Source organism: Rhodococcus sp. 008, from assembly GCF_001682295.1.
Classification (GTDB): Bacteria; Actinomycetota; Actinomycetes; order Mycobacteriales; family Mycobacteriaceae; genus Rhodococcus_F; species Rhodococcus_F qingshengii.
The window spans coordinates 4,676,022-4,689,766 of sequence record NZ_CP012749.1; the positions used below are offsets into that span (position 1 = coordinate 4,676,022).

Sequence of the window (13,745 nt, forward strand, 5' to 3'; positions counted from 1 at the left end):
GTGAGGCCAGAGCATGGGTGATCTGAAACTGCCGGCTGCGGTATGCGCGGTTGCCGTCGGCGGAGGGTTGGGCGCGCTCAGCCGCTACGGTCTGGGGGAGCTCTTTCCCCACATCTGGACGACTCTGGTCATCAACGTCGTCGGCTCGTTCGTTCTCGGTGTTCTCGCGGCCCTGCTCGTGCACAACAAGGTTGGGTACCTCTTTCTCGGCACGGGCTTCTGCGGCGGCTTCACCACCTTCTCGTCCTTCGCGGTTCACGCCGTGACGGAGAGTCCGTGGCGATCGATTCTCTATGTTCTCGGGACGTTGATTCCCGCGATCCTCGCTGCAGCACTGGGCAAAGGGCTCGGTGAACGCTGGATCCGCGCGCGGGACGGAGCGTCGGCATGACAGTTCTCCTGGTGGCGCTCGGCGGCGGCGCTGGTGCGAGTGGCCGGTACCTGTTGGCGCGGTATGTGCCCGCGTACAAGGGATTTCCGGCTGCGACGTTCGCCGCGAACGTGATCGGCTGCTTCCTCCTTGGATTGTTCACCGGGGCAGCTCTTTCCACCGAGATGGCCGCACTTCTGGCGACCGGCTTCTGCGGCGGCTTGTCCACCTATTCGACCTTCGCGACCGAGAACGTCGGGATGATCGAGAGGCGCCAGACGGCGCTTTCTCTGATCTACATCGTCCTCAGTCTGATCGTGGGACTGTCCGCTGCGTGGTTGGGAATCCAGATCACGGATTGACGGATCCGGCGCCGAGCGTGCACGCCACGCGGCCAGGGTAGACAATTGTCCACAGTCGCGTCGACACAGTGGTCGACCACCGGGCCGAGGGGGATTCGTGGCGCACGAACGAGCAGGACAAGTGGCTCTGCCAGAGGATCTGATCAATGTTCCTCATCTGGTCACCGCGTATTACACGCGCACTCCGGATCCCGAGAACCCGATGCAGCAGGTACTTTTCGGCACTTCAGGACATCGCGGTTCCAGTCTCGACTCGGCGTTCAACGAAGCTCATATCCTGGCGACAACCCAGGCGATCGTCGAGTACCGCGCTTCGCAGGGAATCGACGGCCCGCTGTTCATCGGCCGGGACACACATGCGCTCTCGGAGCCTGCCTGGCTGTCGGCCTTGGAGGTCCTGGTTGCCAACGACGTCGTCGTCCTCGTCGATTCACGCGACGCCTACACTCCCACCCCGGCTGTCAGTCACGCGATCTTGCGATACAACTCGACGGGTCCGGAGGCCAAAGCCGACGGCATCGTCGTGACACCGTCACACAATCCGCCTCGTGACGGTGGCTTCAAATACAACCCGCCGCACGGCGGGCCCGCGGACACGGATGCGACGTCGGTTATCGCCGATCGAGCGAACGAGCTACTGCGCAAGGGGCTTTCCGGGGTACGGCGTGTGACGGCGGCACAAGCGCTGGACCGCGTCGAACGCTACGACTTCCTCCGCTACTACGTCGAAGACCTCCCCAGTGTCCTCAACCTCGACGCGATCCGCGATGCCGGAATCACGATCGGTGCAGACCCCCTCGGCGGGGCAAGCGTCGACTACTGGGGCGCGATTGCCGAAACTCACCGACTCGACCTCGAAGTGGTGAATCCTCTCGTCGATCCGACCTGGCGGTTCATGACGCTCGATACGGACGGCAAGATCCGCATGGACTGCTCGTCGCCCGACGCGATGGCGTCGCTGATCGGGATTCGGGATCGCTACGACATCGCGACCGGAAACGATGCGGACTCCGACCGCCACGGCATCGTCACTCCCGACGGCGGTTTGATGAACCCGAATCACTATCTCGCCGTTGCCATCGAGTACCTGTTCGCGAACCGGCCAGGTTGGGGCGCAGATACCAAGGTCGGCAAGACCCTCGTGAGTTCCTCGATGATCGACCGTGTCGTGAGCAGCCTGGGCCGCGAATTGCTCGAGGTTCCGGTCGGGTTCAAGTGGTTCGTTCCCGGATTGCTCGACGGGTCTGTGGGATTCGGCGGCGAGGAAAGCGCCGGCGCGTCCTTCCTCCGACACGACGGTTCCGTCTGGACGACGGACAAGGACGGCATCATCCTTGCGTTGCTCGCGTCGGAAATCACCGCGGTGACGGGAAAGTCTCCGTCAGCGCACTACGCCGCGTTGGCCGAGAAGTTCGGGAGCCCGGCGTACGCACGTATCGATGCGCCCGCGACACGCGCACAGAAGGCAGTCTTGGCAAAACTGTCTCCCGACCAGGTGAGTGCAACCGAGCTGGCGGGTGAACCGATCACCGCGACACTGACTGCCGCGCCCGGAAACGGCGCGGCGATCGGTGGTCTCAAGGTGACGACGGAGAACGCATGGTTTGCAGCGAGGCCGTCCGGCACGGAGGACGTGTACAAGATCTATGCCGAGTCGATGAAGGGCGCCGATCATCTGGCTCAGGTTCAGGCAGCGGCCAAGGACTTGGTGTCCGGCGTCTTGAAGGCGAACTAGCCCGCGGACCGCTCATGTCGCCCGGCTAGAATTCCGGGCGACATGAAAACTCGTGCAGCCAAGCTGCCACAGGAAATTTGGGTACTGGTCGCCGCCAGCTTCGTCATCGCCCTCGGATTCGGGTTGGTCGCCCCGGCACTACCTCAGTTCGCGCGCAGCTTCGACGTATCGGTCACCGCCGCCACGATCGTGATCTCGTCTTTCGCTTTCATGCGATTGGTGTTCGCGCCGATGAGCGGCACTTTGGTACAGAAACTCGGTGAGCGGCCGGTCTACATCGTCGGCCTTCTCATCGTCGCGGTCTCGACCGGTGCGTGCGCTTTCGCGGGGGAGTACTGGCAACTTCTGCTGTTCCGGTCGTTGGGTGGCATCGGGTCGACCATGTTCACCGTGTCGGCTCTCGGGCTGATCATTCGCATGTCACCGCCGGACAGTCGCGGCCGCGTGTCGGGTCTGTACGCGACAAGCTTTCTCATGGGATCGATCGGCGGCCCGCTGGTCGGCGGTGCGCTGTTGCAGTTCGGTCTGCGGATGCCGTTCATCATCTACGCAATTGCGTTGGTGATCGCCGCGCTCGTTGTCTTCGTGAGCCTGCGTGGATCTCATTTGGCGTCACCGGACAAGGCTGTCGATGTGAAGTCGATGACTCTCACAGAAGGCCTCCAGTCTCCGGTGTACCGGGCAGCGCTCGGATCGAACCTCGCCTTCGGTGGCGTGATCTTCGGAGTTCGCGTTGCCATGGTTCCCCTGTTCGTTGTCGAGTTCCTCGGCCGAGACCCCTCGATTGCGGCCTACGCCCTGACGATCTTCGCCGTCGGCAATGCGTTGGTGTTGATCGTGTCCGGACGACTCTCCGACCGCTTCGGACGCAAGCCCTTTGTCGTGAGCGGCCTGCTCATCTGTGGTGTGGGCACCATCGCGATGGGATTCACGGACAACCTCGTGGTGTTCTTTGTCATTGCTGCAGTGACGGGCGTCGGTTCAGGGCTCATGAGCCCGGCTCAGCAGGCCGCGGTTGCCGATGTGGTCGGGTCGACGGCTCGCGGCGGACCCGTCCTGGCGGTATTCCAGATGATGTCCGACATCGGTGGGGTAGTGGCGCCGATTTGTGCCGGGCTGATCGCCGAGTATGTGTCGTACTCTGCGGCCTTCGCGGTGATGGGAGCCGTCGTTGTCGTGTCGGCGACGGGGTGGTTGTTCGTCCCGTCGCGAACGAAGTCTGTCGAATCCGTTGTAGAAGATCTGACTGATGTGACGGTGCTAACGGATACTCCTGCGCGGACAAACCTGGACTGACCGGGCATTCTGTACTCTCGATCGGGTGGCAATTCGCATCGTGAGTCTTGTGGCCCGATTGGGTTTGGCGGCCGTTTGGCTGATTTCCGGGGGACTCAAGTTCTTTGATCCCGTTCAGACGAAGATCGCGGTGCGCGCCTATCAACTATTGCCCGAGTCACTGGTGGGTCCGGTGGCGACGGCTCTTCCCCTGGTCGAAATAGTCCTGGGCCTGCTGATCCTCGTCGGGTTGGCGGTGCGAGCATCCGCTGCAGTCTCGGTGGTCATCCTCACGGTTCTCATTGCGGTGATCATTTCGGTGTGGGCCAGGGGATTGTCCATCGACTGCGGATGTTTCGGCGGCGGAGGTGCAGCCGACGTCGGCGCTTGGGACTATTCGAAGGAGATTCTCCGCGACCTGGGCTTCTTGGCACTTGCCGTCTGGCTGCTCGTGTTCCCGCGTTCGCCACTCGCATTGGGGCCCGGATCACGCGCGGCGTTCTCAGTGGATACTCAGTCTTCAGTGGCAAGGTAAGCAATCGGTAAATCGTTTCGACGCACGAAGGACTGCATCAGCGTGAGCACCAAGAGCAGCAAGAACAAATACTCGCCGGAACCGGTCTCGAGCCGCTCCACCTACATCATCGGTGGCCTCGCGGTGCTCGTGATCGCGGCCCTCGTCATCGGCGGTGTCTTGTGGACGAACAGCAAGAACAAGCCCCAGAACGACGGCTACGGCTCCGTGCAGAGTTCCGAAGTTGCCGTCACGGTGCAGGACAACGGAGTGGTGCTGCTCGGCAAGCCCTCTGCCGCGACAACCATTGATCTCTTCGAGGATCCGCTGTGCCCGGCCTGTGCTGCTCTCGAACACCTCAGTGGCCAGGCTCTCGCGGCCGCTGTCGACAACGGTGACGTCGCCGTGCGATACCACATGCTGAACTTCCTCAACCGGGCGTCGGGCAGCGGTGACTACTCCACACGGGCCGGCGCTGCGCTCCTGTGCGTTGCTCAGGGCGGCGACGCGATCGCGTACTCCGCATTCCACAACAAGCTTTTCGCGACCGACACGCAGCCGGCCGAGGGCGGCAGCAGCGACCACACCAACGACGACCTCGCCCAGATCGCTCGTGATGCGGGCGCATCCGAGGACGTGGCAACCTGCATCACTTCCGGTACCAACGTCGAAGCCGCCGCGGCCAATGCCGCAGCCGCCAGCCAGGCGCTCAAGGATGTCGGGTCGAACGGGACGCCCACGGTTGTGGCGAACGGCAAGATCGTTGACACAGGCAGCAGCGACTGGGTTTCCAAGCTCTCCTCTTGAGCTGGAGCGGCCGCTTCGACAAGGAGCGGCCGCTTCGACAAGGAGCGGCCGCTTCGCTCTGACCAGGCGATTTGTTGCCCACGAGTCAAGTGGTGTAACTTTCTTCCAGCAAGCGGAAAGCAGAACAGCCGCTGCGAGTTCGACTGTTAGAGTGAACTGAATACGGGGCTATGGCGCAGCTGGTAGCGCACCACACTGGCAGTGTGGGGGTCAGGGGTTCGAGTCCCCTTAGCTCCACCATATCGATGCAGGTCAGAGACCTGCAAGGTGAGAAAAATGTTGACGGTCAACACGCCACGTCAACACCTGTCACACAACGACGATACGATGACCTCCCTAACCGGGAGGTTTTTTCGTTTCATGGCATCCATTCGACCACGAACCACCAAAGCGGGTACGCCCTACTACCAGGTTCTGTATCGGCACAACGGCACGCAATCGTCGGACAGCTTCGATGATCCGAAGGAAGCCACCAAGTACAAGAAGCTGTTGGAGCAAATCGGACCCGATGCAGCGCAAGAGCTGATGTTCGGCGCGGAAGCATTACCCGAAGAGATCCCCGCCCTGACGGTGACAGAGTGGTGCACCGAGTACATCGACCATCTGACTGGCGTCGAGGAAGCAACGAAGAACAAGTACCGCTCGTACCTCCGCCGCGACATCGATCCGATTCTTGGCGCTTTGCCGCTATCCGTCGTGAACGAGAAGGCGATCTCGAAGTGGGTCCAAGCGCAGAAGGGCTCCTCGAAGACCATCGCCAACAAGCATGGTTTCTTGTCGGGTGCGTTCAACGGTGCTGTGCGAGCGAATCACATTGAGGTGAACCCGTGTGACGGTCGGAGGTTGCCGGCGCGGCACAAGGAAGATGAGCCGGTGTTCTTGACGCCGGCCGAGTTCGTTCGGGTGCGGGACGTGGTGGTGGAGCAGTGGCGTCCGTTGACGGTGTTTCTGGTGTCGACAGGAATGCGATTCTCCGAGGCTACTGCGCTTCGAGTGGGCGACATCGATCTGGAGGAGCGGACAGCGAGAATCGTGCGGGCCTGGAAGTACACAGGCGAAGCGAAGCGGAAACTCGGGCCGCCGAAGTCCCGGAAGTCTGTGCGGACGATCAACCTGTCAGATCAGGCGATCGAAGCGTGTGGCGATCTGAAGGGTCGCGCACCAGATGAGTTCGTGTTCACGAATCGTCTCGGGCGCCCGGTCACTGCTCAACTTTTTCACAACAAGGCGTGGCGGCCGATGATAGCGGAGCTGTCCGACAGACTAGGGAAGAAGCCGCGGCCACATGATCTTCGGCATTCGTGCGCAAGTTGGATGATCGCGGCCGGGGTACCGCTGCCTGTCATTCAGCAGCACCTCGGCCACGAGTCGATCACGACGACGATCAACATTTACGGGCATCTGGATCGCCGTGCCGCACAAGCAGCATCAGCAGCCCTCAGCGCGGCCCTTGAAGGACTCTGACCTAGCGGGGCAGTTCACTCTTGTATTGCGGGCAGAAAGCGGAGACTGCTGCGCCTACGAGTTGACCTGCATTCTCTGCCGTCCAGCTGTCCGGCCCGTTGAAGTAGGTCATCAGCGAAATGTCCATGAACTCTTCGCCTTTCCTGAAGCTGGCGCAGGCTGTTCGTCCGGCTTCAAGTGCCGTTGAATCCGGGGTGTCAGGGAATCCGATGAGTGTCAGTGTCCCCAGGAATAGGAACTCGGGGTCGTCGGCAGGGTTGTAGTTGGTCGTTGCAGCAACACTTGAGGTCGTCGTGACTGGTGGTGCGGCTGCGACGGTTGTTCGCACTGTTGTAGTCGTCGGCCTGACCGTTGTCGTGGTGGTCGGGGCTGCTTCGGACGTGGTGGTTTCTGCGGCGACCGTTTCGGCATCGTCTTTGCGGTTGGCAAGAGCGTTGACGCCGAAGTATGCGGCGATGAGCACTGCGACTACGCCTGCGCCGATGAGGGCGTGTTTGCGGTCTTTGGCGAGCTTTGCGGGATCAACAGGTGTCGGGGGCGGTGTCGGTTGCGGCATGGGCTGTGTGGCGCTGGTCCATTGTTGTCCGTCCCAGTAGCGGAGCTGCTGGTTGCCTTCAGGGTCGGGATGCCAGCCGGGGCCAGGTGTCGTCATCGTCGTGCCTTTCGGTGGGGGCGCTTAGTTTGAGCGTCGGTCCAGTTCGGAATTAATGTAGGCCCGCTCGAGCGGGGTCAGCGTTCGGACCCGTACGAGAAGTGTGTGCAGGTCTGTCCAGAGTTCCCACGCGCATTCGTCGTCGGGCTGTCCTCGCGTCCAAACGAGTGCATTGACGAGAGAGTCAAGAGGGATCAGGAGCCGTGCCGCGAGTTCGTCGACCAATTTCTCTTCGCGGGCCTCGTAGCGTGGATCCGTGGATGGGAGGCCGCGCTCGAGATGTATCAGTTCGTGAGTGAGGACTGATCGTCGCGCAGCCTGGGTAAGGGTGCGGCAGATGCATATGTCGGTGCCGTCTGTGTAGCCCGCAACCCCCTCGGGAAGTTCGCGGGTGCAGTCGATCACGGTGTCGGCGTGTTTGTTTCGCGCTGTCCGCCAAGGGTGATATCGGGTCATGCGCGGACTGTAGACAGTGATACCGACAATTCAGAACACGACTAGTCGGATCTGGTTTCCTTGTTTCTCCTGGACGCCGCGATTGGTGGCGAAGCGGCAATCGGACGGACAACCCTGAGCGGTTGATTCTGGGAAGTCTCGTCCTCAGGCTTGACACCGATCTTGCTGGCGGCCATGACTCGGATGATCTCGTCTAGGGCGTCGCGTTCTCGTTGGTCGAGAAGGTCGGCTTCGGAGGGTGGGGTGTAGGGCTTCGCAACTTCGCGGGTCTGGCCGATCCAGCGGGATAGTTCGCGTACGTCGATGCGGAGGGCGTCGGCGATTTTGGCGACTGTGGCTGGTTTTGGTTTGGCGTTTCCGGCGCGGATGTTGGTGATGGTGGATGTGCCGATTCCGAGGTGTTCGGCTAGTGCGCGGTGTGAGGGGGATTCGCCGTCACGCTTGTCCACGAAGCCAGCTTTGACGAGCGCTGCGTCCCACAGATCGTCTGTGGTGGGTCCGGTGTTCATGTCTACAAACGTTCCTCACGGCGGCAGTGTTCGAATAGTCAGAGTGTAGACGCGCTGTCTACAAATTCCATCACTGTGATCTGCATTGCTTGAGGTACGGGTCGAAAATCGCCAATTTAGGTGTAGACAAAAGTGTCTACACCGTCTACTGTCTTGTGGGACGGTAGACAGAGCGTCTACAGTGAAACGGAAAGGTAAAGCCATGAAAAACAAGCAATCTGAATGGAGGCTCGACGTGATCGTGAACGCCGACCTGTTGGTCGAATACATGGAGTACAACGACATGTCCGTCCGAGAACTGGCATCGAGGGTGAAGTGCTCCCACTCCACCATCGGCCACTACCGAACTGGCAAGCGAAAGCACTGCCCGCAGAACCGGGCGAAGCTGATCGCCAAGGAGCTTCGAGCCCCCAGGAAGGCCCTTTTTATGCCTGAACCGTTGCGTGTCACGCGTGACAAACGACAATTGGTTTCGGCATGAGGGCACGAAAAAGCCCGCCCTCTTGCAGGAGGACGGGCGAGGCAATCACCAATCGGAAGGAAAAGCGAATGCACATACACCTTACCCCTGACACGGTCGGGGAAGCGATAGCGCGGATCGAGGATCTGTTGGAGTTTCACGGGATGCCTCGCAATTCGTGGTCGGTTCCGTGGAGTGCGTTGGAGTGTGGTTACACGGCGCGGGTGTTGTTGCCGGAAGGTTGGTCGCATCCTGATGCGACGGGAACCATGTTCAAGGCGATTGAGGTTAATGCCGCGGATTTGGTTGCCGCATTGAGTGCGGTGGGCGACAAGTTCGCTGAGGCCGTCAACTTCAAGGCGGCATCATGACTACTCTGACTGGCTTCCAGCTTCCCGAACCGCTTGCGCCTGGCACGGCGGAGTGGTGGACGAAGTACTCGGCGTCGAAGGTCGCGGCGATCGTGGGCTTGTCGAAGTGGGACACCCCTCGCAGCATCTATGACGCGATGAAGGGCATCGTTCCGCTGCAACCGCAAACGGATGTGCAGGGCCGCGGGCATGAGTTCGAACCGCTGATCCGCGGATGGTTTCAGGACATGCACCCGGATTGGTCAGTGGAGGAGACCTCGACCTGGCAGCACTCGATTCGGGAGTGGCAGACAGCGGACCCTGACGGCATCGTCACGATCAGCACTGTTGTCGACGGCGTTGAGGTTGTCGAGATCGAGTTGTTGGAGATCAAGACTGCTGACGACATCCACCAGTGGGGTGATCAGGTCCCGATGCACTATCTGGTGCAGGCGATGTGGCAGATGGATGTGATCGGTGCTCGCCGAACGCATCTCGCGGCGTGCGGTCCGTTCGAACTGTTCCACCGTCGCCCGAAGGTGTTCGTCATCGACTATGACGCCCGCGATGCTGCGGTCTTGCGGGAACGGGTGTTGGCGTTCGATCAGCAGTTGCAGGCAGGTATCCAGCCGCCGGCGGATCATTCGCGTGATTGTGATCGGTTGTCGGTTCGGTATGCGAATACGTCGATTGCTGATGATCCCGGGGTGGATGTTCCGGCGGAGATCGCGGTGCCGTATTTGGAGGCGTTTGCGGCGGAAGCTGCTGTGGCGCTGGAGAAGAAGCGGACCGGGTCGGTGTTGTTGGAGTTTCTGGGTTCGTCGAAGAAGGCGACGTTCAACGGTCACACGATCGCGTCGCGTGTCAACAGCAAGGGCGCGCCGTCTATCCGCGCCACGTCTGGCCTCGCGGAGAAGGCCCCCGAAATCTTGAATCCTCGAAAGGCAGCAGCATGACCGAGATCGCAGTACGAAACGAAAACACTCTCGCCGAGATGATGGAGTGGTCGAAGGCAATGTCGACGGGGGACATGCTTCCCCGACAGTACCGCGGCAACCCTGCCAACTTGATGTTCGCGTGCGAATACGCAGACGCTTTGGGGATCCCGCGCATCAACGCACTCACGTCCATCCACGTCATCGACGGCAAGCCCACCGCATCAGCCGATCTGATCGCGTCGCTCGTCCGGAAGGCCGGTCACAAGCTGCGCGTCGAAGGTGACGACACCTACGCGGAGGCGACGATCATCCGTGCTGATGACCCGGACTATGTGCCGAAGCCTGTTCGCTGGGATGAGGCGAAGGCGCGGAAGGCCGGTAAGTGGGCGAGCAAGGGTCCGTGGACGAATTACCCGGCGGCGATGTTGCGGTCTCGGGCGATCACTGAGGCTGCACGGATGTGGGCTTCTGATGCCTTGTATGGCGTGATCTATACGGCTGAGGAGTTGGGCGGCACGATCGATGAGGATGGTGCGCCTGTTGCGGCGCGGCAGCAGCAGCGCCCGCAGGTTGTGTCGTCGCGGCCACGTTCGATCGCTGAGGCGTTGGGGGAGCCGGAAGACGCCGAAGTCGTGTCGGTGGACGTTGATTCTTTGCTTGCTGCGATTGAGGCTGCTGAGTCGAAGGATGTGTTGCGGGAGCTGTGGAAGCAGACTGCGACGTTGCCGGCGCAGGAGAAGGACGACATTCAGGCGTTGATCATGGGGCGTATTCAGGGGATGTCGGAGGCGGAGTCTGCGGTCGAGGCAGCTGCGGAGCCTGAGCAGTTGCCGTTGGATGCGGAGCCCGTTGACGTGGAGACGGTGGAAGAGCAGGTGGCGTCATGAGCATCTACTTCCGCGATACGTGCACGTGCAGTGGTCCGGTGCCGGGTTGGAACCAGCACGAGTCCTGGTGCGGCACGCGTGAGGACCGTGGTGGCCCGTACAACCGTTGGTCGCATCCGGACGCGAACCTCCCCACCGAAACCCCAAAGGACGCAGCATGACAACTCGTCTCGCGCTGCTGAATCGAGTTTGGAATCTGCATTCGGTGAACTACGGACGAAACCGAGCAACGGGGAAGTTCGAGAAGTTCTGTGACTCTTGCAAACGCGCTTGGCCGTGCCCGACCATTTCGGCGATAGGTGAGCGTCCGATGGCTCCCAAGAAATCGGAGGACGCAGCATGAGTCTTCACATTCTGTGTGTGCCGACTGAAATCGCACACGACGAACCGGACGGTGAGCTTTGGTGCTTCCGTTGCCGCGAACGTCGCGAGTTCCGTTACATCGTGCGCACTCCCACTGACCCGATGTCGTACTACGGGCCATTGCCATCAGTCCGGTGCAGCACCTGCGACGAGTCTGACGCGGATCTATTTCCTGGCCGCAACCGCGAATGGGAGGGGTTGTGAGCGCAGAAGTTTGCGATGCACCTTTCGATTTCTTCCTGCGTGTGGTCACCAGATGCGGTCGACCACAAGGTCACACCGGACCGCACCACCCGCTCCCGTTTCACTACGACGACCTCAAGGAAACGAAATGACCACTGCTGGTGAGCAGCTCAGGTTGGACGGGCAAGACGCGGCCCTCGCAGCCGCAACAGTCGGACACCACGACCACCCCAACCACATCGAAACCGCACTCACGGAACTCATCCGATCCGGCCGCGAGTTCAGTGCCGACCACGTCCGCGACGCAGTCCCACCCGAAACACGGGACTGGCTCCGCGCAGGCAATGGAAACGTCCTCTCATCCATCATCGGCAACGCATCACGCCGCGGCCACATCGCCCAAACCGGATGGTGCCAACCCGCACGAAAAGAACGCCACTCCAACCCGAACCGAGTATGGAAAGGCGCCGCATGATCCGCGAAGCCTCACTCCGAGTACCCATCACCCACCCCAACATCGGCACCTACAGCGCCCTCAGCGAAGTCACCATCGTCCACAAAGACGAACACGGCTACACCATCTGCCTCGACAACGGACACCCCCGCGGCGGCCTCTGCCACCTCGCCGTCGTCCAACGCAACCAGCTGTACATCCCACACGAGAAACGAGAAGCCGCATGACGACCACCGAACAACGCCGGCACGTACCGCCCGACGAAGTGTTCACCATCGACGAGGCCGCGCTACGGCTCAGGTGCAGCCCCACCTACTACCGCGAGCAACTGCGATCGCAGAAGTGGCCCGGCCGAAAGATCGCCAACAAGTGGCGGGTCACCGAAGCTGACATCAAAGAAACCCTGAAGATCGTGTACTCCGATCCGATCTTCCGCCCGCGACCGGATCCGGTGTCAGCCCGCCCTGGCACTCGCCGACGCTACGAACGACACAACCGCCGCAAGTAAGGACAGCCCCACCGTGCCCAAAGACAAGCGGATCTATATCAATCTGGCGGTGGATATGGACCGCAATCCGAAGTACATCAATCTCACGGACGGGCAGAAGTGGTTGATCGTGAAAGCCATTATGCACTGCCGTGAGTACCCCAACGACGGCAATCTGCCGCTGCCTGTGTGGGTGAAGATGGGAACAAAGCGCAACAGAATTTCGGTGGAATCTTGCGGAGCGATCACGATTGTTGCTTCAAAAAATGTCGCGATTGTTCACGACTATGCCGAACACAATCAGACCATCGCGGAGATCGAAAAGTCTCGAAATGAGAAGATCGCCGCAGGTCAGAAGGGAGGCAAGGCCAGGGCAGCGAACCGGGCGCATGCCAACGAAACGCAAGCAGACGGGCTAGCAGCTGCTAAGCAGGACCTCAAGCAGAATCAAGCAGAGATAGAGATAGAGAAAGAGAAAGAACTACTTACTTACGTAAGTAGTTCACCTCACCTAAGAGACGCGCAGGCGAGACCACGGGGAGTGCGAGACATCGCCGAGCATCTCAACGGGACAGCGCACTCCGCTGAGGCGCACATCATCGCAAGGGCCTACTCGGAATCCTGCCCGTCGCCAGTCCCAGGCGATTTGATTTCGAAGATCGCCCAAGCTGTCGACGGATGCCTCAAGTCCGGGGTGAGTCGGGAGCAGATCGAAGCAGGGATCCAGGACTGGGCAGCGTCACCGATGACAGCGGCATCGATGATTCCCGGATTCGTTCACAAGTCCGCGAACCGAGCAGCGACCCCAGCGACCACACAGAAGTCGAAGTCCGACGAGAAAGTCCAAGGCTTCCTCGCCTTCGCCAATCCGAACACCAGGAGGGAACTCGCATGAACGAGTGGATCGAAACGTCAGCGTTGGTGCTGGCGAAGTGCGCCGCGAACGATCCGTGGTTCCCGAACCCGGGCGAGGCTCTCGTCAAGGCGTGGGCCGAAGTGTTCGCGGGATCGCATCTGAGCCGCGAGGACTTGCTCGCTGGTGTGGCACGGGCGTACCGGATCGAGGATGAAGGGTTCCGTCCGTTGCCGGCGTCGATCGTCAAGCATGCTCGCGCCGCGTACTTCGAGGCTCTGGGCGCGCTCGATGACGAGCAGCGGGATCAGATGTTGACGATGGCGTACGAGCTTGAGGACATGGGATTTTCGCCGCCGCTGGCGCAGAAGCATGTTCGTCGGGTGGCGTTGGGGCGTTCCCCGGCGATCGATTTGTCCGAGGCGCAGCGTGCCGAGTTGTTCTCTCGTGTGCAGGTTCGGTTGGCGTTACAGCCTCGGGTTGGTGTTGCTGAGGCTGTTGAGCGGATGGCGGCGTCGAAGAAATGAGCGGATTCGCTGAAAATGTGGCTGAAACGAGATTTGGCGATCCGAAGGTGCCCGTTGGGGTGGATGTGCCGGATTGCGCTCGTTCGTTCGCTGGAGGTC

The 13,745-nt window shown here is 61.0% G+C and carries 20 protein-coding genes and 1 tRNA gene; 18 read left to right on the forward strand and 3 right to left on the reverse strand.

Going from position 1 to position 13,745, the window contains the following annotated elements:
- Positions 1-13 precede the first annotated feature (13 nt).
- The 8 genes from AOT96_RS21710 to AOT96_RS21745 all read left to right on the forward strand — a co-directional run bounded on the left by AOT96_RS21710 (position 14) and on the right by AOT96_RS21745 (position 6,527).
- The gene (locus AOT96_RS21710; RefSeq protein ID WP_007731302.1) at positions 14-391 is read left to right on the forward strand and encodes a fluoride efflux transporter FluC; all 378 of its coding nucleotides are present in this window, start codon (positions 14-16) and stop codon (positions 389-391) included.
- On the forward strand, positions 388-732 hold the full coding sequence (gene crcB, locus AOT96_RS21715; RefSeq protein ID WP_003942344.1) for a fluoride efflux transporter CrcB: 345 nt from the start codon (positions 388-390) through the stop codon (positions 730-732). The genes AOT96_RS21710 and crcB overlap by 4 nt, the downstream gene beginning before the upstream one ends.
- A 97-nt stretch (positions 733-829) precedes the next feature.
- Positions 830-2,467, forward strand: a complete 1,638-nt coding sequence (pgm, locus tag AOT96_RS21720; protein ID WP_042450064.1) for a phosphoglucomutase (alpha-D-glucose-1,6-bisphosphate-dependent) — start codon at positions 830-832, stop codon at positions 2,465-2,467.
- Between the two features lie 42 nt (positions 2,468-2,509).
- Entirely contained in the window at positions 2,510-3,763 is a 1,254-nt protein-coding gene (locus AOT96_RS21725) for an MFS transporter (protein WP_065352244.1), read from the forward strand.
- Between the two features lie 25 nt (positions 3,764-3,788).
- Positions 3,789-4,277, forward strand: coding sequence for a MauE/DoxX family redox-associated membrane protein (locus AOT96_RS21730; RefSeq protein ID WP_003942318.1), 489 nt, complete (start codon positions 3,789-3,791; stop codon positions 4,275-4,277).
- Positions 4,278-4,319: 42 nt separating this feature from the next.
- Positions 4,320-5,063: a DsbA family protein gene (locus AOT96_RS21735; protein ID WP_065352245.1), complete on the forward strand. Its 744-nt coding sequence runs from the start codon at positions 4,320-4,322 to the stop codon at positions 5,061-5,063.
- 164 nt (positions 5,064-5,227) lie between these two features.
- Positions 5,228-5,303 (forward strand) — tRNA-Ala (locus AOT96_RS21740).
- A 120-nt stretch (positions 5,304-5,423) separates the two neighbouring features.
- Positions 5,424-6,527, forward strand: a complete 1,104-nt coding sequence (locus tag AOT96_RS21745) for a tyrosine-type recombinase/integrase (RefSeq protein WP_065352246.1) — start codon at positions 5,424-5,426, stop codon at positions 6,525-6,527.
- 1 nt (position 6,528) lies between these two features.
- Here AOT96_RS21745 and AOT96_RS21750 read toward each other — a convergent pair whose 3' ends face one another.
- Genes AOT96_RS21750 through AOT96_RS21760 form a run of 3 tightly spaced genes read right to left on the reverse strand, consistent with a single transcriptional unit; the run spans position 6,529 to position 8,144 of the window.
- On the reverse strand, positions 6,529-7,179 hold the full coding sequence (locus AOT96_RS21750) for a DUF732 domain-containing protein (protein ID WP_065352247.1): 651 nt from the start codon (positions 7,177-7,179) through the stop codon (positions 6,529-6,531).
- Positions 7,180-7,203: 24 nt separating this feature from the next.
- Positions 7,204-7,635, reverse strand: a complete 432-nt coding sequence (locus tag AOT96_RS21755; RefSeq protein WP_065352248.1) for a hypothetical protein — start codon at positions 7,633-7,635, stop codon at positions 7,204-7,206.
- Positions 7,636-7,676: 41 nt separating this feature from the next.
- Positions 7,677-8,144, reverse strand: a complete 468-nt coding sequence (locus AOT96_RS21760; protein ID WP_058226498.1) for a helix-turn-helix domain-containing protein — start codon at positions 8,142-8,144, stop codon at positions 7,677-7,679.
- A 202-nt stretch (positions 8,145-8,346) separates the two neighbouring features.
- On the opposite strand from AOT96_RS21760, the gene AOT96_RS21765 reads away from it, so the two are divergent.
- The 10 genes from AOT96_RS21765 (at position 8,347) to AOT96_RS21805 (ending at position 13,646) form a co-directional block, all read left to right on the forward strand.
- The gene (locus AOT96_RS21765; RefSeq protein ID WP_058226499.1) at positions 8,347-8,625 is read left to right on the forward strand and encodes a helix-turn-helix domain-containing protein; all 279 of its coding nucleotides are present in this window, start codon (positions 8,347-8,349) and stop codon (positions 8,623-8,625) included.
- Between the two features lie 68 nt (positions 8,626-8,693).
- Positions 8,694-8,975, forward strand: a complete 282-nt coding sequence (locus tag AOT96_RS21770) for a hypothetical protein (protein ID WP_156778958.1) — start codon at positions 8,694-8,696, stop codon at positions 8,973-8,975.
- Positions 8,972-9,910, forward strand: coding sequence for a YqaJ viral recombinase family protein (locus AOT96_RS21775; RefSeq protein WP_065352250.1), 939 nt, complete (start codon positions 8,972-8,974; stop codon positions 9,908-9,910). The genes AOT96_RS21770 and AOT96_RS21775 overlap by 4 nt, the downstream gene beginning before the upstream one ends.
- Positions 9,907-10,779: a recombinase RecT gene (locus tag AOT96_RS21780; RefSeq protein ID WP_065352251.1), complete on the forward strand. Its 873-nt coding sequence runs from the start codon at positions 9,907-9,909 to the stop codon at positions 10,777-10,779. The genes AOT96_RS21775 and AOT96_RS21780 overlap by 4 nt, the downstream gene beginning before the upstream one ends.
- The gene (locus AOT96_RS35335; RefSeq protein ID WP_156778959.1) at positions 10,776-10,940 is read left to right on the forward strand and encodes a hypothetical protein; all 165 of its coding nucleotides are present in this window, start codon (positions 10,776-10,778) and stop codon (positions 10,938-10,940) included. Before AOT96_RS21780 ends, AOT96_RS35335 begins: the two co-directional genes overlap by 4 nt.
- A 533-nt stretch (positions 10,941-11,473) precedes the next feature.
- Positions 11,474-11,800 (forward strand): hypothetical protein, encoded by a 327-nt coding sequence (locus AOT96_RS21785; protein ID WP_065352252.1) that lies wholly within the window; start codon positions 11,474-11,476, stop codon positions 11,798-11,800.
- Complete coding sequence (locus AOT96_RS21790) at positions 11,797-12,006, forward strand: hypothetical protein (protein WP_065352253.1); 210 nt, start codon at positions 11,797-11,799, stop codon at positions 12,004-12,006. The genes AOT96_RS21785 and AOT96_RS21790 overlap by 4 nt, the downstream gene beginning before the upstream one ends.
- Entirely contained in the window at positions 12,003-12,287 is a 285-nt protein-coding gene (locus AOT96_RS21795) for a helix-turn-helix domain-containing protein (RefSeq protein ID WP_065352254.1), read from the forward strand. Before AOT96_RS21790 ends, AOT96_RS21795 begins: the two co-directional genes overlap by 4 nt.
- A gap of 13 nt (positions 12,288-12,300) precedes the next feature.
- Positions 12,301-13,161, forward strand: coding sequence for a hypothetical protein (locus AOT96_RS21800; RefSeq protein WP_065352255.1), 861 nt, complete (start codon positions 12,301-12,303; stop codon positions 13,159-13,161).
- Entirely contained in the window at positions 13,158-13,646 is a 489-nt protein-coding gene (locus tag AOT96_RS21805; RefSeq protein WP_065352256.1) for a hypothetical protein, read from the forward strand. The genes AOT96_RS21800 and AOT96_RS21805 overlap by 4 nt, the downstream gene beginning before the upstream one ends.
- Positions 13,647-13,745: the final 99 nt, after the last annotated feature.

Coding starts and splice junctions, on each gene's coding strand:
- AOT96_RS21710 (WP_007731302.1), top strand. CDS start 14: ATGGGTGATCTGAAACTGCCGGCTGCGGTATGCGCGGTTGCCGTCGGC.
- crcB (WP_003942344.1), top strand. CDS start 388: ATGACAGTTCTCCTGGTGGCGCTCGGCGGCGGCGCTGGTGCGAGTGGC.
- AOT96_RS21725 (WP_065352244.1), top strand. CDS start 2,510: ATGAAAACTCGTGCAGCCAAGCTGCCACAGGAAATTTGGGTACTGGTC.
- AOT96_RS21745 (WP_065352246.1), top strand. CDS start 5,424: ATGGCATCCATTCGACCACGAACCACCAAAGCGGGTACGCCCTACTAC.
- AOT96_RS21750 (WP_065352247.1), bottom strand. CDS start 7,179: ATGACGACACCTGGCCCCGGCTGGCATCCCGACCCTGAAGGCAACCAG.
- AOT96_RS21755 (WP_065352248.1), bottom strand. CDS start 7,635: ATGACCCGATATCACCCTTGGCGGACAGCGCGAAACAAACACGCCGAC.
- AOT96_RS21760 (WP_058226498.1), bottom strand. CDS start 8,144: ATGAACACCGGACCCACCACAGACGATCTGTGGGACGCAGCGCTCGTC.
- AOT96_RS21765 (WP_058226499.1), top strand. CDS start 8,347: ATGAAAAACAAGCAATCTGAATGGAGGCTCGACGTGATCGTGAACGCC.
- AOT96_RS21770 (WP_156778958.1), top strand. CDS start 8,694: ATGCACATACACCTTACCCCTGACACGGTCGGGGAAGCGATAGCGCGG.
- AOT96_RS21775 (WP_065352250.1), top strand. CDS start 8,972: ATGACTACTCTGACTGGCTTCCAGCTTCCCGAACCGCTTGCGCCTGGC.
- AOT96_RS21780 (WP_065352251.1), top strand. CDS start 9,907: ATGACCGAGATCGCAGTACGAAACGAAAACACTCTCGCCGAGATGATG.
- AOT96_RS35335 (WP_156778959.1), top strand. CDS start 10,776: ATGAGCATCTACTTCCGCGATACGTGCACGTGCAGTGGTCCGGTGCCG.
- AOT96_RS21785 (WP_065352252.1), top strand. CDS start 11,474: ATGACCACTGCTGGTGAGCAGCTCAGGTTGGACGGGCAAGACGCGGCC.
- AOT96_RS21790 (WP_065352253.1), top strand. CDS start 11,797: ATGATCCGCGAAGCCTCACTCCGAGTACCCATCACCCACCCCAACATC.
- AOT96_RS21795 (WP_065352254.1), top strand. CDS start 12,003: ATGACGACCACCGAACAACGCCGGCACGTACCGCCCGACGAAGTGTTC.
- AOT96_RS21805 (WP_065352256.1), top strand. CDS start 13,158: ATGAACGAGTGGATCGAAACGTCAGCGTTGGTGCTGGCGAAGTGCGCC.